Origin of the sequence: Oceanobacillus piezotolerans (assembly GCF_003665065.1) — a bacterium.
Lineage (GTDB): Bacteria > Bacillota > Bacilli > Bacillales > Amphibacillaceae > Oceanobacillus > Oceanobacillus piezotolerans.
Genome location: NZ_RCHR01000012.1, coordinates 19,369 through 41,959 on the forward strand (window position 1 = coordinate 19,369; position 22,591 = coordinate 41,959).

Genomic DNA, 22,591 nt, shown 5'->3' on the forward strand with positions numbered 1-22,591 from the left:
ATGGATATTAACTGGGCAATGATTGCACCGCTCTTTGTTATACAAGGCTTACTGCTTATTTTTGCCTTACTGGATTGGGCAAAGGCAGAGGATTATCGCGGGTCAAAATGGATGTGGCTTTTTATCATTATTTTCATTAGTATGGTTGGACCTGTTCTTTACTTTTTATTTGGAAGGAAGCGGTAAGGATGACTCTTTTATCTGTAACTGATCTTACAAAGGAATATCAAAGCAAGAAAGCTGTCAAAGCTATTAGCTTTTCCTTCGAAGAAAATCGCTGTATCGCTCTACTCGGTCCCAATGGTGCTGGAAAAACAACGGTACTGCGAACACTCGCGGGATTATTAAAGCCAACTTCAGGCACTATTTCCTTTAAAGGCTATAAACCGAATGAGGATATTCGGTCCTTGATTGGCTATTTACCGCAGTACCCTGTCTTTCATGATTGGATGACTGGTTTAGAATTTCTCATTTATAGTGGTCAACTTGCAAACATGACGAAACATGAGGCATACGAACGAGCTGATGAATTATTAGAGCGTGTCGGGATTGCTGATGCAAAGAAATTGAACATCGGCAAGTACTCTGGAGGAATGAAGCAGCGGCTAGGCATTGCCCAGGCGATTATTCACCGACCTAAACTGCTCATGCTCGATGAGCCCGTTTCTTCGCTTGATCCAATTGGAAGGCGTGAAGTGCTAACCTTAATGGAAGAATTGAAGAAGGAAATGACGATTCTATTTTCCACCCATATTCTCGGTGATGCGGAGGAAGTTAGTGACGAACTGCTTCTGCTTCGTAATGGGGAAATTATTGAATCTGGCAGAATGGCAGATTTGCGCGAGAAATATCAAACTGCGGGGATTACACTCACTTTCCATTCTGACCTGGAGAAGTATAAAGAAGAACTTCATGCTTTACCAAGTGTTCGAAGCGCTTATATCGAAAGGGAAAAAATCATCGTTTCTGCTGATAACCTGGAAAAAGCAAGACTAGAAATCTTACAGATGGCAATTAAGAATCACTGGCCTCTAACAAGCTTTGCGATTAACCGTGCCTCATTGGAGGAAATGTTTATGAAGGTGGTGGCTGAGTAATGCAATGGATGACACTATTAAAAAAAGAATTGATTGAAAATTGGAGAAACCGAAAGTTTATCTGGGTTCCGCTTGTTTTTATTCTACTCGCTATTATGGAGCCTTTATCTACTTATTATATGCCAGAAATATTGGATGCAGTTGGCGGACTTCCAGAGGGGACGGTACTTGATATGCCAGAGCTTCCACCCGGTGATGTACTCATGTTGAGTTTAGCTCAGTTTAGCAGCCTAGGTGTCCTGCTTATTGTTCTTCTGTCTATGGGAACCATTGCAGGCGAAAGAAAAAGCGGGGTTGCTGAACTTATTCTAGTAAAGCCAGTTTCCTATACTAACTATATTACAGCAAAATGGCTTGCCCTTTTTATCCTTGTGTTTATTGCATTTCTCCTTGGTCTAGCTGGTGGCTTCTATTACACTACGATTCTATTTGGTGAGCTGCCAATGTCTGCATTCTTTTATACTTTGCTTTTTTATAGTCTATGGTTAGCTTTTGTTGTAACGATCTCTATCTTTTACAATACAATTTTTAATTCACCAGGACTCGTTGCATTTGCGTCGATTGCAACAATTATCTTAATGAGTGTCATTACACAAGTGTTTGGCCATGTTCTAGATTGGAGCCCAAACCAGATATCTGCTTATCTATCGCAAATGATGGTAGAAGAAACGGTTTCGAAAGACTTAATTGCAACAGGATTAACAACGGCTGGGATGACCATTATTTTACTTGTGTTGTCTGTCATTATGTTTAAACGTAAAGAGCTTGCAAACTAGCTAAAAGAGGCTGGGGAATGGATGCTAATGGTAGTAGAAGGTGTTTTCCGGAAATATACTTCGCTTTCCGCGGGCAACGTCTCAGCCTCCTCGGAAGAAGAGCACTTCCTGCGGGGTCTTCGCTTGTTGCTTTTCCCGCAGGAGTCTACGTATATTTCCTCCACTAACTTGGTGCTTCGTTCGTTTTTTGGATTAAAACATTAGTTATGTCCCAGTCGCTTCTTTTTATTTTAATTTTACTGTAGTTATTCTTCTAATAAATAAGAATGTCCCTATATAGAGAATAGCACTAACGACAATCATTTGATAAAAGAATGTCATATCAATACCTGATAAGGTATCTACTATCCAATCGATCAACCAGCCTTGTGCAGTGCCTAGTAATAGAACGATGGCAATTACTCCAATAAAACTACCTGCTCCCAATAATCCGAATCGATTGAATGATAATCCAATAATCAATGATATCGTCATGAGAAGAAACATGATGGCAGTATCTAGCACAATGCGATTGATAAAAGTGTCCTCCAATAAGGCTGCAAAATGTAAGAAGTTAAAAGTGGTATGATTCACTGCTTCCATATATATGATGGTAATCTGTTGAACCATGCTAGAAAAAACTGCTTTCGTTAATGACAAAAGGAAAAAGAAGATTCCTAGGCTTATAAAGATGTTTTTTCTCGTCGCTCCAATCTTTAGTGAATATAGAATCTTTTCCTTTACAGACAAAAATCCAAATATACCTGCATAAAAATATGTAGCAAACGGAAAACCAAAATAAACCGAACCAACTTCTTCACTTAGTAAAAGATCCGAAAGGAAAACAGAAACAACTAATATACTTAATAAGATCGACCAAAAGATCATTAAATTATGACGTTGGTCAGCCCAATAATAATAAAGCAATCCTTTTATTTGTCTACCCATACCCTTACGCCCCCTCCTTTTCTGTTAGATAAATCATTAATTCCTGAATTGGTACACCTTCTACATCTAAACCATGCATTTTCGCTTCTTCTGGTTTACCGTAAACATAGGCCGTCATCATTCCTGCAAGCTGCTTTGTTTTAATCACTTCTTTATCTGCAATAAATGCTTGCACTTTTTCCAATGAGCCAGAAACCGCCATGGCGTGATCTCTTAAGATATCTGATTGTTCGTGGAGAACCACCTTACCTTCTTGCAGAATCAAGACCTCTTCGAATAACAAGCTAACTTCGTCAATTAAATGTGTAGAGAAAATAATCGTCCGTTTTTCTGACTGGTATTCCTCTAATAAAATCTCATAGAACTTTTTCCGTGATGGTGCATCCAGACCAATATAAGGTTCATCAAAAATCGTAATTGGTGCTTTGCTTGCCAATCCAACGGTAATTCCAAGTGCTGACTCCATCCCTTTTGAAAGTGTCTTCACTTTTGATTTTGGATTGAGTTTATACTCTTTAATTAGTTCGTCAGCCAATTCCTGATCCCATTTTGGATAAAAGTACGAAAAGATTTTTAGTACATTTTTTATTGATAAATCCTTCTTGAAGTTTTGTCCTTCTTTAATTAAGCAGATGGATTCCGTTAAGCGCCGATTATCAAAGGGATTTTCACCATCAATTAGAATACTTCCCCCACTTGCTAAAATTTGACCTGAGAGTATATCCATAAAAGTCGTTTTCCCCGCGCCATTCCTGCCGAGCAATCCGTATATATTGGGTCCATCGAGTGTAAAAGAAACGTTGTCTAACGCCAGATTATCGTTGTATCTTTTCGTTAGGTTCTTTACTTCAATCTTCAATTGGAACATCCTCTCTTTTTACCATTTCTAAAAGCTCTTCCTTACCAATATGCAGTTTATTTGCTTCGCTTTTTAATGGCAGCACATAGGTTTGGTAAAACGACTTTTTCCGCTTTTCTACCAATATCTCTCTTGCATCCTCTGTTACAAACATGCCAACACCCCTTCGTTTAAATAGAATTTCCTCCTCTACAAGCTCATTAATCCCTTTTGCAGCTGTAGCTGGATTGATTTTATAGAAAGCAGCAAATTCATTCGTTGATGGAACACGCTCTTCTGCTTTTATCTCACCATTGATAATCGAATCCTCGAGTTGTTCTTTGATTTGAAGGAAGATTGGCTTGCTTTCATCTAATGATTTTTTCATGAATAGGTTCCTTCCTTGATTGGTTAATTACTTATGTAACTAACCATATAACTTATTAGATTGATTGTCAATATTTTAAATAAAAAAAGTGCACAGGAATTTCATCCTGTGCACTTTAGATAGGAAAGACAGCTTTATTCTTCTCTATTATTTTTATTTTGTGTTTTTGGCAGTCGTCCAGCCTTCTTAATCGATTCACGGAGTAAAAATTCAATATGACTATTTACGCTCCTGAACTCATCATTTGCCCACGCAATGGAAAATTCTTCTTTTTCGCCACAGGAACCCCTGCTGCCTCTATGCTCTCTTCTCAATTAGATTATCAGTAGGCTGTCTCTTCGGTAAAACAATTAAATGCTCTCCATCTGTATTGATAACAATATCACCATAGGATGCAGTAGAGTAGATTAGTGCATCTATCCGATCTAAATTCTCTATAACCCTTTCCACTGGATGTCCATAGTGATTATTCACACTATAGGTTAGGATGGCAATTTGAGGCTTAACTGTTCTAAGAAAAGGAAAGGATGTGCTGGTATCTGAACCATGATGTGCTACTTTAACGACTTCTGCTTCGATATTGTTATTCATGATCTCCACTTCCTGTTCTATTTCCACATCACTCATCAGCATAAAATCTACCTCTTTATAGCTTATCTTCAATGCGATGGACGATTGGTTATTATTCTTATTTTTCCCATGTGCATTTAGCACTTTGATCTTCACTTTTGTATCTAAGCGGATGGTTTGATTTTTTTTTGCTATTGCTGTTGGAATATCCTGTTTGCGAATTTCCTTCATATAGTTAGCAAATGATTTGGTTAGATGAAATTTACCTGTATCTAGAATTTGTTTCACTTTAAATTCTCTCATTACCTTAGGAAGACCACCGATATGGTCATAGTCAGGGTGTGTCGCGATCAGTAAATCTATTTCTTTAATGTGCTTCTCTTTCAAATAAGTCACTACCTTCTCTCCCGCTTCAGGAGGGCCAGCATCGATTAGAATCGTTTTATCTGATGGAGTTTCAATGAGAATACTATCTCCTTGACCAACATCTATGAAATGGACATTCATTCCTGATTCTTTCTCAGCATGAGCCGTTATTGGAAAAAAGATAATGAAGATAAGAAAAGATAAATATACCTTTTTCATCATAACACCCTTTGTTATTGGCTTTTCGTTAGTTTGTGAAAAGCAGGCCGATATTATTTATTGTGTTACTCCTATGCAAGAAAAAATTATGAAAGAAATATAACGTTCATGTTTTAAACGTGAACTCTAGCCCTTTTACTGTAAAAATCAGCGGATTCCAATAAATTTTAGCGTAATGAAAAAAAGAAGCCCCACACTATAACATGTGGAGCTTCTCCTTCTCAATACATTATGCTTTTTGTACTACAATTTCTTCATCTATCACATCAACATTCACTTTCTCGATATCTGTATCTTCTAACAGTAAGTCTGTTAGTTGATCTTCCACCTTATCTTGGATGACTCTGCGTAATGGTCTTGCACCAAAGCGAGGATCATAACCAAGTTTTACAAGTGCACGTTTAGCTTCTTCTGTAATGTTGATGGTAATGTTGTTTTCTTCAATTGTTTCTTCAAGCTCAGCAAGCATCAAGTCAACGATAGCCAATAAGTTATCTTCTGTTAATTCATTGAACTTCACAATTGCATCAAATCGGTTCAAGAATTCTGGCTTGAAGAAGTCACTTAATGTTTCTAGTGTTGATACGGATTCATGTGTATTCTTATTAAACCCAACATTTACTTGTTTTGCACCTGTTCCAGCATTACTTGTCATGATAATGACAGTTTCTTTAAAGCTAACTTTTCTGCCTTGAGAGTCGGTTAAATGACCATCTTCCATGATTTGCAAGAACATATTTTGTACGTCTGGATGTGCTTTTTCAATTTCATCCAGCAAAATAATGGAATAAGGATTACGACGTACTTTCTCTGTTAGTTGACCCGCTTCTTCATGACCAACATAGCCTGGAGGGGAACCAATAATTTTAGACACAGAATGTTTTTCCATATACTCACTCATGTCCAGGCGAATTAACGCTTCCCGGGAGCCAAATAGTTCTTCAGCTAACGCTTTTGTTAATTCTGTCTTCCCTACACCTGTTGGACCAACAAATAAGAAGGAGCCAATTGGACGATATTTAGATTTCAATCCTGCACGGCTGCGGCGGATTGCCTTAGCGATTTTGTTTACAGCATCTTCTTGACCAATCACTTTTTCACTTAAGTTACTTGCAAGATTTTTCATTTTTTCTTGCTCATCGCTTTGCATTTTTGTTACAGGAATACCTGTTTTTTCTTCGACGATTAATTGAATATCAGATACATCAACGTCGACTACTTTTTCACTATCAGAAGCTTTCTCCAATTGTTTTTGCAATTGGATTTCTTGATAACGCAGGTTTGCTGCGCGTTCATAATCTTCTTTTTCAGCTGCTTCTTGTTTTTCTTTAACAATTGCATCTAAACGTTCTTTAATAGATTGCGAATCGCTTTGTGAATTCTTCAAGTTCAAACGTGAACCTACTTCATCCATTAAATCAATTGCTTTATCTGGTAAGAATCGATCTTGAATATAGCGACTGGACAATGTTGCAAAAGCTTGAATTGCTTCATCTGAATAGTGTACATCATGGAATTTTTCATATCGATCTTTAATTCCATTCAAGATTTTGATTGTATCTTCTACAGATGGCTCTTTCACAATAATCGGTTGCAAACGACGTTCAAGAGCAGCATCTTTTTCAATTTGACGATATTCTTTAAGTGTTGTTGCACCGATGATTTGCAATTCACCACGTGCCAACGCAGGTTTTAAAATATTCCCTGCATCCATTTGTGAATTCTCTGCTGTACCTGCACCAACTATGAGATGAATCTCATCAATAAATACAATGACATCTTTACGAGATTTTAGTTCATCGATTAATTGTTTCATACGTTGTTCAAATTGGCCACGTATCCCTGTATTAGCTACTAATGATGCAACATCTAATAAGTAAATTTCCTTATCTAATAGCTTTGTTGGCACATTACCTTCGACAATTTTCACAGCTAGTCCTTCTGCGATGGCGGTTTTACCTACACCAGGCTCCCCGATTAGAACAGGGTTATTTTTATTTCTTCTATTTAAAGTTTCAATAACTCGTTTCACTTCTTGATCACGGCCGATAACCGGATCAATATTTCCAGCACGAGCTGAATCGGTTAAATTCGAACCTAATTGGTCTAATAGACTGTTTCTTCTGTTTGTTTGTTGTTGTTGTGTTCTTGTATTGGCTTTAGCCTTACCATTTCCTTGTTGAAATTGATTAGAAAATGCTTCAGCATTGCCAAATGGGAACCCAGAGAAGAAACCTGACTGATTCATGATTTGTCCTTGGATTTCTTGAAAACAATCCGCGCAAAGATGCATTTCCATCTTTTGATTATTCATTTGCATCGCCGCATTCACAGTTGCTTCATTTACACCACATTTTTGACATAGCATTTTCCATTCCTCCTTATATAATTACCTCTACTTCATGTAGAGTTTGACTTTGACTATCTTTGACTATATCTACATTATACTCTGACCTTTTTTGACTTTCAAGTGTTTTGATCAAATTTTTTCGTGATTTATTTTATAATAAAAAAAACAGACGAGGATGAAATCGTCTGTTTGGATTTTTGATTTATTATCAGATGTTGAATGTGGCTGTTGATTTCTCCTCCTCTTGCGTTTAATTCTTTGCTTTTTTAAACTTTGATAATGGATATAATTGAACTATTGCGTCATCATGGATTGTCTTTACAAGGTATTATTCGAGTTTGTTAATTAAGCTGTATGCCTTCTCTCTAGTTGTACAACCCGATCAAAACTAGCATATTTTTCTTGAACGATCATAAAGGATATGGCTCCAAGAAGACTCGGAATAGCAAATGCCATGAATGCATGCTGCGGAGCTAAATTCGTCGTCAGTAAAAATGCGATGGCCACAGGAGCAAGAATTCCTCCAATTCTCCCAACTCCCACTGCTATACTTAATCCTGTTGCTCGAATCTCTCTAGGATAGTATTCCGAGACATATGGATTAACTAAATTCTGTGTTCCGACTGTACAGGCACCAGTTAAAGCAATCAGTAAATATAAAATAAGAGTATGGGAGGTCAAGCTTAACAAAACAAAACTAAGAGCCCCTATAAAGAACATGGATACTAACACTCTGCGATGTCCGATGCGCCCTACTAAGATACCACCAAATATAGATCCGGTCATTTGACCAAGTGAGAGGACAAGATTAAAAGATAAGCTTGAAGATAATCCATGTCCAGACTCCATCATGATTTTTGGAAGCCATGTTGTTAAACCGGTAATCACTAACATCGAGCATCCCATTGCAAGCCAAAAGGCCAATGTACTGATAATCCTATTATCAGAAAACACTTTTTTAATAGGCAATTTCTTGGTACTTTCTGTAAGAACCTTATAATCAAATTTATCTGTTGCTTGATAGTTGCCATCCGGTTCGATTTTATTAAGAATACTAGCGATCTTATCCCCTTGTTTACGGCGGAGATAATAAGAAACGGATTCTGGGAACTGTTTCATGAAAAACGGCAAAGCTATGAATGGGATTATGCTAATCCAATATAAAAATCTCCAACCCAAGCTTTCCATCCAATACATCCCTATTAAAGAAGCAAAGATGGCTCCGATAGAATAACCACAATACATAATTGCAACCGTTAATGCCCTTATTTTCTTAGGAGCGTACTCTGTCATCACAGCTACGAGAATTGGCATAACTCCACCAAGCCCCATACAAGCAATAATGCGCATGATTAGGAAAATATCTGCGTTCGGTGCAAATCCTGAGAAAAATGTAAAGCAGCTAAATAATATTAAACAAATGGCAATCGCTTTTTTTCGCCCAATAACATCAGATATTGAACCAAATAAAAATGTACCAATCATTGTACCAATGACGGAATAGCTGCTGATTGCCCCTGCTTCTACCACGGTAATATTGAAATCCTCCATCATCATTGGCAATCCGATACCATATAAAGCAACATCATAGCCATCAAAGGTAATAGCAAAAAAACACCAAAGAAATACTAGTAAGTGAAACTTATTAAATTTACTGTTGGCCAGAACTTGTGACGTTTGAACAGTTTGCATAAACTTTCTCATTCCCTCCATGTTTTGTTAACCCTGCTCCTGTATTTATTCCGTTACCATTCTTATAGCTCGGGAAAAGTAATTAAGTTGAATCTTACCATTTGATAAACGATATTAGGTAATTCAAAAAATGTATCATTCACCATAGTTTAAAACTATAACGAGTGTCTGATTTTAGCTACAGCACTATAAAAAGCTTTCAAATGAACAGATATAGCTTAAAACTATGTCAAGAGATAGATTTTATGTGTAACGCTATATAGCTATTCAAATGTTACACTTAATTCACAACAATAAGATGAGAATCTTCTCATGAAGGGAGAATGGGTACATATGACAAGTAAATTACCATTGAGGGCTGACCATGTAGGGAGCTTTCTAAGAACAGAAGCTATTAAAAAGGCTAGAGAAGCATATGCGAACGGAGAAATTGATCAACTAGCTCTTAAAGAAGTGGAAGATAAAGAGATTGAAAAACTTGTACAAAAACAAATTAAGGTGGGTCTTAAATCAATAACGGATGGTGAATTTAGACGCTCTTGGTGGCACTTAGATTTTTTATCGGGTTTAGAGGGTGTAGAACAGTTTGAAACAGAATACGTTAGTAACTTTAAAGGGGCAAAAACAAGGAATACTGCCATTAAAGTTGTTAGTAAAGTAGACTTTAATAATCACTATATGTTAGAACACTTTAAATTTTTAAAAGAGGCAGTTGACAAATATGGCGATGGCAGTCAAATTCCTAAGTTTGCCATTCCAAGTCCTAATATGTTATTCACTAGAATTCAGGGTGATGAGTATTATAAAGAAAACAGAGAACAGTTCTATAAAGATACAGTAGCAGCTTATCAAAAAGCAATCCAAGCTTTCTATGATGCAGGTTGTCGCTATTTACAATTAGATGATACTTCTTGGATCGATTTTGTTTCGGAAGAACGTATAAATGCAGTGGTTGAAAGACTTAACATAGGGGTACAGGACATCATCAATACGAGAGTTCGTTGTTTAAATGAAGCCATTTCTAAGAAACCCGAAGATATGATTATCACGATGCATATTTGTCGCGGAAACTTCAGGTCTACATATATTACAAGTGGTGGTTACGATCATATTTCTGATGCCATATTTGCTGACTTAAATGTAGATGGACTTTTCTTGGAATATGATGATAAACGCTCTGGAGATTTCGAACCATTAAGAAGTTTTAAACGTGATGACCAAACTGTAGTGCTAGGTTTGATCACATCTAAGTTCCCAGAACTAGAAGATCCAGATAACATTAAAGATAGAATAAAAGAAGCTAGTCAATATATTCCTTTAGACAACTTAGCATTAAGTCCTCAATGCGGATTTGCTAGTACGGAAGAAGGTAACATTTTAACAGAAGAGGAACAATGGAATAAAATAAGTCACATCATTAACATTACTGAGAGTGTATGGGATAAAGTTTCAACCAATAAATGATAATCAATATTAGAGTAAATAGCCTCTCAGGAGTATCGATAAAAGCCAAATTTCTCAAATAAAATGACTGATATAGGTACCGTACCCCAAAAGTTAGAGTTAAGAATCTAACTTTTGGGGTGTTTTGTTTTGCGATAATAATGAAAAATTACAATCGTAATTGGATATTTAAGAGGAAACCTAGGATATTACTTATTTAGCAAAAAAATAGGATTGTTCTTTACCCCTGATCCGCCCGCCTCCACAAACAGTTTCCATTCCTCACCACTTCAAGAACTACTCAATACTGCGCCACAACGTCAAAGATGCATAGCTGCGATAAGGTTCCCACCCCAAGCTCATTTCGGAAAGCTCATCTACGGTTGGCTTTTTGTCCATGGTCAATAATTGCTTTACTGCATTTTGAATTCCAATATCGGCTTTCGGGAATAAATCTTTTCTGCCAAGACCAAATAAAAGCCAGTTCTCAATTGTCCATGGTCCTATGCCGCGGATTTTGACTAATTCAGCAAGCACTTCCACATCTAATTTCAACCGCAAATCATTTAAGTCTATTTTTCCTTCCACTATTAGTTTGGAAGTATCTATTATATATTCTGCCTTTCTCGTACTGAATTGCATACCTCGTAATTCTTCTACTGTTAAAGATGCAACACGCTCTGGAGTTGGGTAAAACCACACCCCATCTACTTTCTCCCCATATGCTTCTATAAAACGGGTAGACAGCACATAGGCAAATTTCATATTCAATTGCTGATGGATGATTGTTTTTATTAAGCAGAAGTAGAGATCAAACTCACGTACAATTGGTGTTCCAGGATATTTCGTGAACAAACTCTCCAATATCGTCCCAGTAAAGTGTTCTGCAACTACTGACAAATCAAATTCCCATTGAAATAAGTCATAAATATAGGGCAAAAGCTTCTCTTTATTTTTCTCACCCGTTATTAAAAAGGATGGTTTCTCGGTTGTACCTGTCGCTTGAACTTGTACAATTTGCCGTTCTTCTTCCATTACTACGGGCACTTTAACCGATCGTTCCTCCATATCAAGGGCAATAACCGGGTCAAAGGATAAACGGTATAATGTATAGTCGAAATCATAAATGGTAGGCAATACTACTTTTTCAGTCCACATATCATCACTCTCCCTTCCTTTACTATATCCAATTATGAGCACAGAGAAAAGCGAGACAGAATTCTGTCTCGCTGCTTTACAACCCAATTATTTCTTTAGGGAAGATATCTTTCATTAATAAATCATCCAAGCTCTTAAATTGATAGCCTTGTTTCTTTAGTTCCTTAATGACTTTTTCCAGTGCTTCTGCATTATCAGAAGAAACTGCGTGAAGCAGAATGATTGCACCTGGATGCACTTGAGTCATGATTTCGTCATACGCATACCGCCAACCCTTTTGTTGATCGGTTTTCCAATCATTGAAAGCAACGGACCAGAATACATGTACAAGTCCTAATTCCTTCGCCCACTTTAATGTTTGCTCATTAAACATGCCACGAGGTGGTCTTAAGTATTTAATTTCCTTCTGGTCCGTAATATCTGCTACCGCTTTTTCTAATGTACGAAGCTCTTCTCCAATTGCCTCTTTGTTCATGATGGTGAAGTCAGGGTGATGATAGGAATGGTTTCCAATAATATGTCCTTCATCTACCATTCGTTTAATTAAATCAGGGGCACTTTTCACATAATGGCCAGTAACAAAAAATGTTGCCGGAACTTCTTCCTTTTTCAATACATCTAATATCTCATCACTGTAGCCTTGTTCATAGCCATTATCAAATGTTAAATAGACAACCTTATCCCCAGAGAAATCCGCATAGTAGGCCCCATATTTCTCTAGCATCTCACGATATTTCCCAATGTCTGGGATTTCATGGTTACTATTCTTTTGATAGCCCCATCCATAAGCATTCACACTGCTTAAAGGGATAAGAACAAGGAGAAAGGTAAGTAAAAAGATAATGAACGTTTGTTTCCGCATAAAAACAACCCACCTATTTTTTTCTTACCTTTCCCAGCCGCTGATGAAATTATTCTATAATTACGTAACATATGAGTGAAACACTTTGCCAGTGGAAAAGCATTCAGTTTATCATTTTCACCGAACTTTTAACATCTTCTATAAAACCATTGCGGCAATCCACCCAAAGATAAATAGCGGAATATTAAAGTGAATAAATGTTGGTACACATGTATCCCAAATGTGATTATGTTTACCATCTGCATTTAACCCCGCTGTAGGTCCTAATGTACTGTCAGATGCAGGTGAACCAGCATCCCCCAGTGCTCCGGCTGTCCCAATTAATGCTGCTGTCGCCATAGGTGAAAATCCTACTGCCATACAGATCGGAACATAAAGGGCTGCTAAAATAGGTACTGTACCAAATGATGAACCTATACCTATCGTAACGAGCAACCCAACCGCAAGTAAGATTATTGCAATGATCGCTTTGTTATCCCCTAAGACAGACGATACTTCTACTAATGCATTGACTGCTCCTGTCTCCTCTAATACCGTAGCATAACCTGACGCAGATAACATAACAAAGGCAATTGTACCCATCATCTTTACACCATCTGTGATAATGTCGTCCCCTTTATTATAAGGAACAACTAAAGTAGCGAACATAACAACTAAACCTACTAACGCACCGATGATTAGATTGTCCGTTATAATCTGTGCGATAAAAGCTGCTAGAATCGCAACGATGGTAAGGGCATGTTTCTTATTAAACCTTATTTCCTCTTTTGCTTCATTTACAACGAATGATTCCCCTGATGTTCCTTGTACCTCTCGATCTTTTCGATACGTAATGAATATCGCTATAAGTAAACCAACAATCATTCCTATACCAGGAATAATCATCGATAATGCAATTTCATTCATCGTGATGGCTGCGCCGCTCTGTGCCATTCCATCATAGATGGTTTGGTGGAAAATAATCCCATAGCCAGCTGGAATCATGATATATGGAGCCTTTAATCCAAATGTCAAAGCAGTTGCTACTGCTCTTCGGTCCATTCGCATTTCATCAAATAACTTTAATAATGGCGGAATAAGTATTGGAATAAATGCAATATGCACAGGGATTAAGTTTTGAGATAATGATGCAACCCCAGCAATAACGAGTAGCAGCATCGTTTTCTTCCCTGTTAAAACTCTAATGAGATAATTTACTAAAATACTTGTTATCCCCGTATACGTAACTGCAACAGCAAAGGCACCAAGTAAAACATAGCTTAAGGCTGTATTCGCTTGACCACCCATTCCACTAACAAATAAATCTATAGATTCAACTACGGATAATCCTGACATCAAGCCAGCAACAAGTGCCGCAGCAATAATCGCTATAATGACATTAACACGCAATAAGCTTAGGATTGTCATGACAATTACTGATATTACTACAATCCATTCCATTTATGTTTCCCCTCTCTTACTCTTTTCTCTTCATTACTTCACCATGATAAAGTAATGAAGTGTATAAATCAACCCCTTCTATATAAGAAGTAATTTTAAAAAAACTTTCATTTAGTGTGAAGTTACTCTTTCACTTAAAGAGCAATTTACTAAAGAGTTGTTGTTCTCTACTTAAACTATGCTGCTCCCAAACATCTCTTTTTACAGTAAAAAAACTCTGAGCAATAACACTCAGAGCATCTCCGTCTATTTTAAATGGAAAGAAAAGGATACATGATCCTGAATCGGTATCCATCCACCAATACCTTGTTTCGTTACATTTTTCACAACAATTGCTTTATTTGAACCTTTTAATTCGATATAAACTTCGCCAAAGGTTACTTGACCTTTTTCGTTTACAGCTGGAGCATATGCTTGCAGTGTTCCATATTTTTCAGCTGGAATGGCATAGGAGTTTTCCTTTTTCGTATTCTTGCCAATTATCGTGTTGTAGGATAAAGGAAGTTTCGTTTTTTCCTTTGTTTTTAACAACATCATTCTTTTTACATTTTCAGGATTTGATATTTTATTTGTTAAGGCACCTCTAATTTCTTTTTGCTCTTGTTGAGAGTAGCGCATTTCTTGACTGCTGTCTCCTCCAAGGTTATTTAATTCATTTAAATTTATCTTTTCGTATTCCCAGTTAATGCTCGTCTCTAATGATTCATAGTTCAATGGCCAGCGTCCTAAATAAACCATTCCTCGATAACCAATCGCTACTGGAGAAGGATTTAGTGTTGTTTCATTTAGCATTTTGATTAACTCCGGGTTTTCAATTGGGATCTTTAACTCTTCTATTAATTCCTTTGTTAGCTCACTTGGTTCAAATACCTCTTGATCATCTGTAGAATTAGGATACGTATTTTCTTTAGATATATCTAAAACATGGCTTGGTATAGCATAGGGATTCTTCTCCTCTGACTCTTCAGCAAAACTCATAGTAGAAAATAACAGCAGAAAGGAAAATCCGATTATGGCAGCAAAGATCTGTTTATTCATGTTTCCCATCCTTTCGTTTTCGCATAGTTTCTTCTAGCAGGCAGGAAATTATACCAAGAATGCATTGAATTTTTCTTTTAAACCATTTAGATTTAATATAGAAATAGACTTTATTACAGTTAATAACAACTAGAAATTCGGAGGAATTATGGTCTCAGCAAATACTCGATTTTGGATTTTAATTTTATTAGTAGCAATATCAGGTTTTTCTCAAGGAATGCTTATGCCCCTCCTGTCCATTATTTTAGAACAGAATGGCGTTCCTTCTTCTATTAATGGCCTCCATGCAACAGGGTTATATATTGGTGTCTTAGTCGCTTCCTTTTTCATGGAAAAACCCCTGCAGCGCTTTGGGTTTAAACCTATGATCCTGATTGGGGGGCTTACCGTTGTTATCTCGCTGGCACTCTTCCCTTTTTGGCAAGCTTTATGGTTTTGGTTTGTATTAAGGGTTGCAATAGGAATCGGGGATCAAATGCTTCACTTTGGGACACAGACATGGATTACCACGACTACACCAAAGGAAATTCGAGGAAGACGTGTTGCTTATTATGGCATGTCGTTTGGGTTAGGTTTTGCAATTGGTCCATTGATGACACGACTTCTCTCTATCCATGAATCACTCCCATTCTTTGCCTCTGCGGCATTAAGCTTTCTTGTATGGTCTACCATGCTTTTTGTTCGTAACCAATGGCCACAGGAGGATATAAATTCAGTAAAAGCAACCTCGTCATTCAGCCGCTTTGCCGATACATTAAAGCTAGCCTGGATTGCATTATTGCCAGCGTTCGGTTATGGATTTTTGGAGGCATCTTTACATAGTATCTTCCCAATTTACGGGCTCAGAATTGGACATGAAGTGGGGATGCTCTCCTTAATCATTCCTTGTTTTGCTGCTGGTAGTTTAATCACTCAATTACCTCTAGGTATTCTAAGTGACAAAATTGGAAGAAGAAATACGCTGCTTATTGTCCTCATATGCGGAACACTTTGCTTTGTTGGCGCAGCTGTTTTTGAAACATCTGTTATTGCATTGTTCTTGTTCTTTACACTAGCAGGTATGCTTGTTGGGTCCCTATATTCCATGGGAATCGCCTATATGACAGATTTATTGCCAATCCATCTTCTGCCAGCTGGAAACTTAATGATCAGTATTGCATTCAGCTTAGGAAGTATTGGTGGTCCTTTTATAGGTGGAATATTCGTGGAACTGTTCAAAGAAATATCCTTCTTCTACCTTATTGTTATGGTCTTAGTAGTGATTACAGCCATGATTTCATTGAAAAAAAGCTCTCTTTCTAATATGAGTAATTCATAAGAAAAGATAGCTGTCATAATCTGACAGCTATCTTTTCTTTCGATATTGTTCTATAGTAGCATTAACGACACCGCCTAATAGAATTATTATTCCAAAGAGATAGAACCATAACATAAGTATAATAATTGTTCCGAGACTTCCATAGTTAGCTGAATAGTTCGCAATCTCATTGACATAAAATGAAAAACCAAATGAAACAATTTGCCAAAGAATGGTACCTAATATAGCACCCCAAACAGCATCACGGAAATAAATTATTTTATTTGGTGCCAGCTTATACAATGCAAGTAAGACAATAAAGAAAATCACAGTGGAAATTACCCATCTAAGTGTACCCCAAACTTGCAGGAAATCATCCGATAATCCAAAAAACGAAAAGATAAATTCTCCAATTATTCTGCCAAATATCGGTAGAAGGAGTGAAATAATAATAACCATGACCATAGCAACAGTTAATACAACAGCAAGTAACCTCATAGCAATAAAAGAACGGTCTTCTTCAATCCCATATGCCTTGTTAAATGCCTTCATTATCGCATTAACCGCATTAGATGCTGCCCATAATGTCCCGATAATCCCAATGGATAACAAGCCGCCATTTTGCTGGTTTAATATTTGATTGACATTCGTTTCGATGAGCGTTGTTATTTCACTAGGAGCATACTGCCCAATAAAGTCTAATATCATCTGCGAGTCAATTGGTATGTATCCAATTAGGTTGAACAAAAACAATAAGAACGGGAAAAGGGATAAGAGAAAAAAATACGCTAATTGTGCGGCCCAACCAAATACATCCACTTCATCTATTCGCTGATACAACCTCTTGCCAATGTTTATTACATTACTCATGCAACTCTCTCCCATACAACAAGGTATATTTTTTTATAAAAAAATCGGCTTTTGCGGCCGATTTCTTTTAATAATATATACCCTAAGGGATTTTTTATTAACTTATAATTCTTGATGATTCTTATTCGTAAATTTTTCGATTGTTCCTTCCACTTGTTCCAAAGCGTTAATAGCATTATCTGCTCCGCTTGCAATAGTCTGATTCATACGATCCACTGACTCACGAATATTCTCAATTGCTTCAGAAGGATGTTGAATGTAATAAGACGAGCGCTCTTTTGCTACTTCTAATCTGTCTTTCGCATAATCTCTAGTGTCTTTATCCAATAAAGCAATGATACTTCCAACTGTTGCTCCGATAACCATTCCTGAAACTAATCTGCGTCTACCCATCATCAATCTCTCCTTTTATGTAAGTGAATGTTGCTTTTTAATATAGTTTAATAATTCCTTGCATCCTTCAGTCACTAACGAGTAAGTATAATCAAAATCACCTGTGTAATAAGGATCTGGAACATTGGACTCTCGTGGTTCCTCAATGAAGTCCATTAATTTCCTAACGACGATACCATCGATTGGTTTAGAAAATTTCTTTAATCCTTCTATATTCTGATCGTCCATTGCAATAATATAATCGAATGATGACCAATCCTTCTCACTTATCTGTCTAGCGACGATCCCCTCATAAGTAATTTTCTCCCTATCCAACACCTCTCTTGTACCTCGATGCGGTCCTTTGCCAATATGCCAATCTCCAAGCCCACTGGAATCCACTTTGATTTTATCAGATAAGTTCTCTTTTTTCACGAATTCGCGGAAAACCGCTTCAGCCATAGGAGATCTGCAAATATTGCCTAAACAAACAAATAAAACATGAATCATGATATCACCTTTTCACTCTTTATTTCTATTATAAGCAAATCGCAACCTCTTAAGCAAAAGTTATACTAGCTATTTATCCAAACCGTCTAAAAGGTAATATAATATTTTTGGGTTTTAGGAATTAACGACTGTTTTCGTATCCTTCTGGCTTTCATTTGGTTTATGAGTGACCGCTTGGTTGTTTTCTACTTTCATTTGGGAGTTCATACAGCTCATGAATGACCGTTTAAGCGATTTCACCTTGCATAAGGGCTTTCATAAAGCTTATGAATGACCGTTTGAGCTATTTCACTTTGCATTCGGGACTTCATAAAGCTTATGAATGACCGTTTGAGCTATTTCACTTTCCATTCGGGACTTCATACAGCTCATGAGTGAAATTCCACCTTCTTTAACCATACTAGTAGCTAGAGAAGAAAAGGAAAAAGAGAAATCTGAATAAAAATCCCCACTCGCCACCCGAGCAGGGTTTCTATCTATGTGATAGGCATAATACATTGCTCATCATTATTCTTCGCAGAATTTACATAACTTGCAACATCATAAGCCTGTAAATCATCTACTTCGATAGACTGTAAAAATTCACTAGCCTCATTCGGATGCAATTTGACTGGTTCGATCCATTTCTCTTCCTTTTCTTTCGGCAGAATAATCGGCATGCGGTGATGGATTTTCTGCATAAATGGATTCGCATCCTTTGTCAGAATCGTACAAGTAAACAATGTCTTCCCTTCATCTTCCCATTTATCCCAAAGACCAGCAAAGGCAAATAAACTTCTATCCTGTAATTGAATACGTTTTGGCTGTTTCCCTTCCTTTGTCGTCAACCATTCATAAAAGCTATCAGCAATAATGAGACAGCGCTTCTGAGCCATTAAACGCTTGAAGCTAGGTTTTTCATGAGCTGTTTCACTTCTGGCATTAATCATCTTATAGCCGATTTTCTCATCATTAGCCCATGAAGGCACTAACCCCCAACGTAAGTATCCAGCTCGCTTTTCCTTGCCATTATGAATAATTGCCAATACGTTTTGACCTGGAGCGATGTTATAGCTCTGATGATATTCTTCAATCGGATTTTCTAAATCAAATTCATTTAGGATTTCCAGTTCATCTGCAAGTAATGTATATCTTCCACACATTTCCCTTCCCCCTTTGATTAAAAGATGCTTAGATCCCATTGTGTTGCTATATGACGAAGCAAACGGATTCCCGCAATACTATTTCCTTGTTTATCTAAAGCTGGACCATATACACCTATTCCACATCCATCTAAAAACGGTAAATATTCATTCCTTATTCTTGGTGGCGCGAGGGCAATAATCCCACCAGAGACACCGCTTTTCGCCGGTATGCCCACGTAAGCGGCAAATTTCCCAGATGCATCGTACATCCCACAAGTAAGCATCAATGACTTTGCAAGCCGCGCAATTTGGCGAGGAATTATTTCCGTTCCTGTCTTCGGATCCTCCCCATCATTAGCTAGGACCATCCCCATCACCGCAAGATCATCCAGCTGGATTTCTATAGAGCATTGTTTGAAATATGTATCCAATGTTAGCTCAAGCTCAGATTCTAAGAAATCCATTTCAAGTAAATAATAGCCAATCGCTCGATTACGGATCGAGGTATCACATTCAGATCGATATACTTCTTCATTAATCTTTGGCCGATACCCTAACATTCTTCCGAAAAGATTTAATAATGGATTTAATTTTTCATCCGAAGTTTTCCCTTCCAACAGCGAAGCAACAGTAATTGCTCCTGCATTCACATATGGGTTGAAGGGCTTTTTTACTTGCCTCATTTCCAAATGCATAATGGAATTAAATGCTTCTCCCGTCGGCTCTACATCAATACGGTCTAAAACGTAAGAAATTCCTCTTTCCATACATGCAGTAATAAAAGTAAACACTTTTGAAATACTTTGGATCGTAAATGGCACATCGACTGTACCTGATTTAATCTTTACTCCATTAATCCCAACAATGGAAATACCTAAATCAAGTTTATTTGCTCGCTGTAACTCTGGTATATAGGAGGCTACTTCTCCATTCTCTGTATGACGCAAGTAAAACCTCACCCAATCATCGACATAATTCTGTAGCCAGTCCTCTGTCAGTTCCGTGTTTTTGTTTGGTGCTCCTTGTACCAATTCAACCACCTCCATCATAGTATTCATCATTTAAAGATAAATATTGCAAAAAAAAGAAGCGTTAGTTTGCTTCTTCATTCATTCTTTTCTCACGGACATTTCCATATGACTTTTCCTCTACTTGTATTGTTTCTAGACTCTCTCCAATAATTCCTTGAACGTTTTTCGCTAATTCAGCACTTTTCCATTTTTGGTATGTTTCAGGATAGATGGGGTCGTGTATCTCCAACGAAATGTCGGACCCTTTAATTCTTCCATTTGATCCTTCTAATATGGGATACGTACCATCTATCGTTACTGGGACAATTGGAACATTTGCCTTTGTACCCAATCGAAAGCTGCCTGGTTTAAATTCATTTAATTCCCTGCCATGGCCTCTCGTCCCTTCTGGGAAAATAACCATCGAATGACCGGCCTTTAAATGATTAATCCCTTGCCCAATAGCTTGCATCGACTGCCTTCGATCACCTCTATCGATAAAAACACAATGGATTAGTTCCATCCAGTCACTCACAATTGGCAGCTTTTTAATTTCTTCCTTAGCAATGAATCCAACTGGCTTTCCTAAATATCCAAGCATGGCAAGAATATCAAACAGTCCTTGGTGATTGGCAACAAATAAAACAGCTTCGTCAGGGAGCTTCTCTCTGCCTTTTACGCTTATGGTAGAACCTGTTGCTTTAATGACTTTTTTAGGAATGGTATTCGGTATAGTAAATATCTCTTCATCTGATACCTTCTCTGGGTTTCTTTTTAATTGATTCTTGGTTTTTTGGAGTTTAAAAATTGTACTAAGTATAAGTATTCCAGAATATATGTAGATTCCTATTGTACGAATCAATTTTTCTCCTCCTTTATAAGGTTACATTATCATTATAAAGGATGTCTTTCAGAAAAGAGAAATAGTTTGATAGAACTATTAATGTTTTACTAATAGGAACAAAGGCGCAAGAGCCCGTTTAGCAACGTACAAACTGGAGCGCTCCGCAATGAGATAAAGGAAACACGACGACCGTAGGGACATAGGAAGTTCGACTATGTCGAACTGTTATCGTAGTGGAGGAGCGTGAAGTTTGGGACTGCGCAATGCTTGTCCCACCAAAAGATCTGCTAGTTGCTGGGCTCTGGAGCCGGACGTGGCCTTTCTTATGATAAGAATTATCCACAGATTATTCATTTATAATTTCCAAGACTAAAAAAAAGAGACTAGCTAGAAGCTAGTCCCTTCATTAAAATCCATATTAAATCTGTATCCAGACTTATTTACCAATAAATTGCTGTGTCCAAACATTTCCGTTTTCTACATAGCCCACACCAATGTGTGTAAATTGGCCATTTAGAATGTTAGCGCGGTGACCTTCACTATTCATCCAAGCGTTAACAACTTCCGCTGGAGTACGTTGACCCTTAGCAATGTTTTCACCTGCTGTTTTATAAGAGATTCCGAAGCTCTTCATCATATCGAATGGAGAACCGTATTTAGGACTATTGTGGTCAAAATAGTTATTTACAGCCATGTCATTTGATTTCTCACGTGCTACTTTACTTAATTCTGTATCAATTTCAAGTGGTGCTAAACCTTGCTTAGCACGTTCTTGGTTTGTTAGCTCAACAACTTCTTGTTCAAATTGGCTTAATTCAGAAGCTTGCTTTTCTGTTTCAGCTTTAGCTGGTTGAGTGTTTTCTTTTGCTGGTTGTTGAACTGGAGCTTGTGCTTTCGGCTGTTCAGCTTTTTTAGCTGGAGCTTGTGCTTTCGGCTGTTCAGCTTGTTTTGCTGGAGCTTGTGCTTTTGGCTGTTCTACTTTCTTTTCTGGTGCTTTCTCTTTAACTGGTTGTTTTACCTCAGCTTCAGTTTCATTTGCCTTTTGTTCTTGAGCAGGCTGCTGTTTTTCTATCTTATTAATGTTGATAGAATCCCAATTTACGTTAAATTGATCCATAACACGCTTTACGATAGAATTAATTTTATCTGTATTTATATTGTCACTTGTGATTTGACCTTTTTCCCCATTAATAGAGTAGTAGACTTTATATGAAGCATTTGCAGCATCTGTATTAGCTGATGCATCTGCATTAGTAATAGTACCTCCGAAGATAAATGCTGTTGATAATACAGCTACCATTCCTACTTTTTTAAGCATATATATTACCTCTCCTTATAAGTTGGTTTAGCAAGAAGCATTGCTGCTTGTCTTGCAGGAACATCATAGCACGACTTTCTTG

22 protein-coding genes and 1 pseudogene are annotated in these 22,591 nt (G+C 37.3%); 5 read left to right on the plus strand and 18 right to left on the minus strand.

From position 1 onward, the window contains the following. From D8M04_RS19105 to D8M04_RS19115, 3 genes are read left to right on the plus strand one after another with little or no spacing between them, the layout of a single operon-like run. The gene (locus tag D8M04_RS19105; protein ID WP_121525013.1) at positions 1 to 186 is read left to right on the plus strand and encodes a PLD nuclease N-terminal domain-containing protein; all 186 of its coding nucleotides are present in this window, start codon (positions 1 to 3) and stop codon (positions 184 to 186) included. Positions 187 to 188: 2 nt separating this feature from the next. Further along, positions 189 to 1,097, plus strand: coding sequence for an ABC transporter ATP-binding protein (locus D8M04_RS19110; RefSeq protein WP_121525014.1), 909 nt, complete (start codon positions 189 to 191; stop codon positions 1,095 to 1,097). Next, the gene (locus tag D8M04_RS19115; RefSeq protein WP_121525015.1) at positions 1,097 to 1,873 is read left to right on the plus strand and encodes an ABC transporter permease; all 777 of its coding nucleotides are present in this window, start codon (positions 1,097 to 1,099) and stop codon (positions 1,871 to 1,873) included. Before D8M04_RS19110 ends, D8M04_RS19115 begins: the two co-directional genes overlap by 1 nt. Before the next feature lie 225 nt (positions 1,874 to 2,098). Here the strand turns inward: D8M04_RS19115 and D8M04_RS19120 are convergent, their stop codons facing one another. The 7 genes and pseudogenes from D8M04_RS19120 to D8M04_RS19150 form a co-directional block, all read right to left on the minus strand. After that, positions 2,099 to 2,800 (minus strand): hypothetical protein, encoded by a 702-nt coding sequence (locus tag D8M04_RS19120; protein ID WP_121525016.1) that lies wholly within the window; start codon positions 2,798 to 2,800, stop codon positions 2,099 to 2,101. 4 nt (positions 2,801 to 2,804) lie between these two features. Continuing rightward, positions 2,805 to 3,659 (minus strand): ABC transporter ATP-binding protein, encoded by an 855-nt coding sequence (locus D8M04_RS19125; RefSeq protein ID WP_121525017.1) that lies wholly within the window; start codon positions 3,657 to 3,659, stop codon positions 2,805 to 2,807. Continuing rightward, positions 3,649 to 4,026 carry a GntR family transcriptional regulator gene (locus tag D8M04_RS19130; RefSeq protein WP_121525018.1) on the minus strand — a complete coding sequence of 126 codons (378 nt, stop codon included), beginning with the start codon at positions 4,024 to 4,026 and terminating at the stop codon, positions 3,649 to 3,651. Before D8M04_RS19130 ends, D8M04_RS19125 begins: the two co-directional genes overlap by 11 nt. A 134-nt stretch (positions 4,027 to 4,160) precedes the next feature. Continuing rightward, positions 4,161 to 4,306: pseudogene (locus D8M04_RS20515) on the minus strand (type II toxin-antitoxin system antitoxin). A gap of 17 nt (positions 4,307 to 4,323) precedes the next feature. Beyond that, positions 4,324 to 5,184 carry a ComEC/Rec2 family competence protein gene (locus tag D8M04_RS19140; protein ID WP_121525019.1) on the minus strand — a complete coding sequence of 287 codons (861 nt, stop codon included), beginning with the start codon at positions 5,182 to 5,184 and terminating at the stop codon, positions 4,324 to 4,326. Positions 5,185 to 5,410: 226 nt separating this feature from the next. Further along, positions 5,411 to 7,549, minus strand: a complete 2,139-nt coding sequence (locus D8M04_RS19145; protein ID WP_121525020.1) for an ATP-dependent Clp protease ATP-binding subunit — start codon at positions 7,547 to 7,549, stop codon at positions 5,411 to 5,413. 327 nt (positions 7,550 to 7,876) lie between these two features. Then, the gene (locus D8M04_RS19150; RefSeq protein WP_121525060.1) at positions 7,877 to 9,235 is read right to left on the minus strand and encodes an MFS transporter; all 1,359 of its coding nucleotides are present in this window, start codon (positions 9,233 to 9,235) and stop codon (positions 7,877 to 7,879) included. Positions 9,236 to 9,556: 321 nt separating this feature from the next. Between D8M04_RS19150 and D8M04_RS19155 the strand changes: the two genes are divergently transcribed. Further along, on the plus strand, positions 9,557 to 10,687 hold the full coding sequence (locus D8M04_RS19155) for a 5-methyltetrahydropteroyltriglutamate--homocysteine S-methyltransferase (protein ID WP_121525021.1): 1,131 nt from the start codon (positions 9,557 to 9,559) through the stop codon (positions 10,685 to 10,687). Positions 10,688 to 10,963: 276 nt separating this feature from the next. Here the strand turns inward: D8M04_RS19155 and D8M04_RS19160 are convergent, their stop codons facing one another. From D8M04_RS19160 to D8M04_RS19175, 4 genes are all read right to left on the minus strand, one after another. Beyond that, the gene (locus D8M04_RS19160; protein ID WP_121525022.1) at positions 10,964 to 11,824 is read right to left on the minus strand and encodes a DNA-3-methyladenine glycosylase family protein; all 861 of its coding nucleotides are present in this window, start codon (positions 11,822 to 11,824) and stop codon (positions 10,964 to 10,966) included. Between the two features lie 76 nt (positions 11,825 to 11,900). Then, the gene (pdaA, locus tag D8M04_RS19165; RefSeq protein WP_121525023.1) at positions 11,901 to 12,686 is read right to left on the minus strand and encodes a delta-lactam-biosynthetic de-N-acetylase; all 786 of its coding nucleotides are present in this window, start codon (positions 12,684 to 12,686) and stop codon (positions 11,901 to 11,903) included. Between the two features lie 138 nt (positions 12,687 to 12,824). Then, positions 12,825 to 14,126: a Na+/H+ antiporter family protein gene (locus tag D8M04_RS19170; protein WP_121525024.1), complete on the minus strand. Its 1,302-nt coding sequence runs from the start codon at positions 14,124 to 14,126 to the stop codon at positions 12,825 to 12,827. Between the two features lie 246 nt (positions 14,127 to 14,372). Next, positions 14,373 to 15,164 carry a YfkD famly protein gene (locus tag D8M04_RS19175; protein ID WP_121525025.1) on the minus strand — a complete coding sequence of 264 codons (792 nt, stop codon included), beginning with the start codon at positions 15,162 to 15,164 and terminating at the stop codon, positions 14,373 to 14,375. Between the two features lie 148 nt (positions 15,165 to 15,312). Here D8M04_RS19175 and D8M04_RS19180 point away from each other — a divergent pair, with 148 nt between their 5' ends. Next, positions 15,313 to 16,482: an MFS transporter gene (locus tag D8M04_RS19180; RefSeq protein ID WP_121525026.1), complete on the plus strand. Its 1,170-nt coding sequence runs from the start codon at positions 15,313 to 15,315 to the stop codon at positions 16,480 to 16,482. A gap of 27 nt (positions 16,483 to 16,509) precedes the next feature. Here D8M04_RS19180 and D8M04_RS19185 read toward each other — a convergent pair whose 3' ends face one another. The 7 genes from D8M04_RS19185 to D8M04_RS19215 all read right to left on the minus strand — a co-directional run bounded on the left by D8M04_RS19185 (position 16,510) and on the right by D8M04_RS19215 (position 22,509). Then, the gene (locus tag D8M04_RS19185) at positions 16,510 to 17,331 is read right to left on the minus strand and encodes a YihY/virulence factor BrkB family protein (RefSeq protein ID WP_121525027.1); all 822 of its coding nucleotides are present in this window, start codon (positions 17,329 to 17,331) and stop codon (positions 16,510 to 16,512) included. 102 nt (positions 17,332 to 17,433) lie between these two features. After that, positions 17,434 to 17,724 carry a YtxH domain-containing protein gene (locus D8M04_RS19190; protein WP_121525028.1) on the minus strand — a complete coding sequence of 97 codons (291 nt, stop codon included), beginning with the start codon at positions 17,722 to 17,724 and terminating at the stop codon, positions 17,434 to 17,436. A gap of 15 nt (positions 17,725 to 17,739) precedes the next feature. Beyond that, positions 17,740 to 18,213: a low molecular weight protein-tyrosine-phosphatase gene (locus tag D8M04_RS19195; protein ID WP_121525029.1), complete on the minus strand. Its 474-nt coding sequence runs from the start codon at positions 18,211 to 18,213 to the stop codon at positions 17,740 to 17,742. A gap of 476 nt (positions 18,214 to 18,689) precedes the next feature. Beyond that, positions 18,690 to 19,355, minus strand: a complete 666-nt coding sequence (locus tag D8M04_RS19200) for an SOS response-associated peptidase (protein ID WP_121525030.1) — start codon at positions 19,353 to 19,355, stop codon at positions 18,690 to 18,692. 17 nt (positions 19,356 to 19,372) lie between these two features. Beyond that, entirely contained in the window at positions 19,373 to 20,368 is a 996-nt protein-coding gene (locus tag D8M04_RS19205; RefSeq protein WP_121525031.1) for a glutaminase, read from the minus strand. Positions 20,369 to 20,429: 61 nt separating this feature from the next. Then, on the minus strand, positions 20,430 to 21,209 hold the full coding sequence (locus tag D8M04_RS19210; RefSeq protein WP_121525032.1) for a lysophospholipid acyltransferase family protein: 780 nt from the start codon (positions 21,207 to 21,209) through the stop codon (positions 20,430 to 20,432). A gap of 418 nt (positions 21,210 to 21,627) precedes the next feature. Continuing rightward, positions 21,628 to 22,509, minus strand: a complete 882-nt coding sequence (locus D8M04_RS19215; RefSeq protein ID WP_121525033.1) for a CAP domain-containing protein — start codon at positions 22,507 to 22,509, stop codon at positions 21,628 to 21,630. Between the last annotated feature and the right edge of the window lie 82 nt (positions 22,510 to 22,591).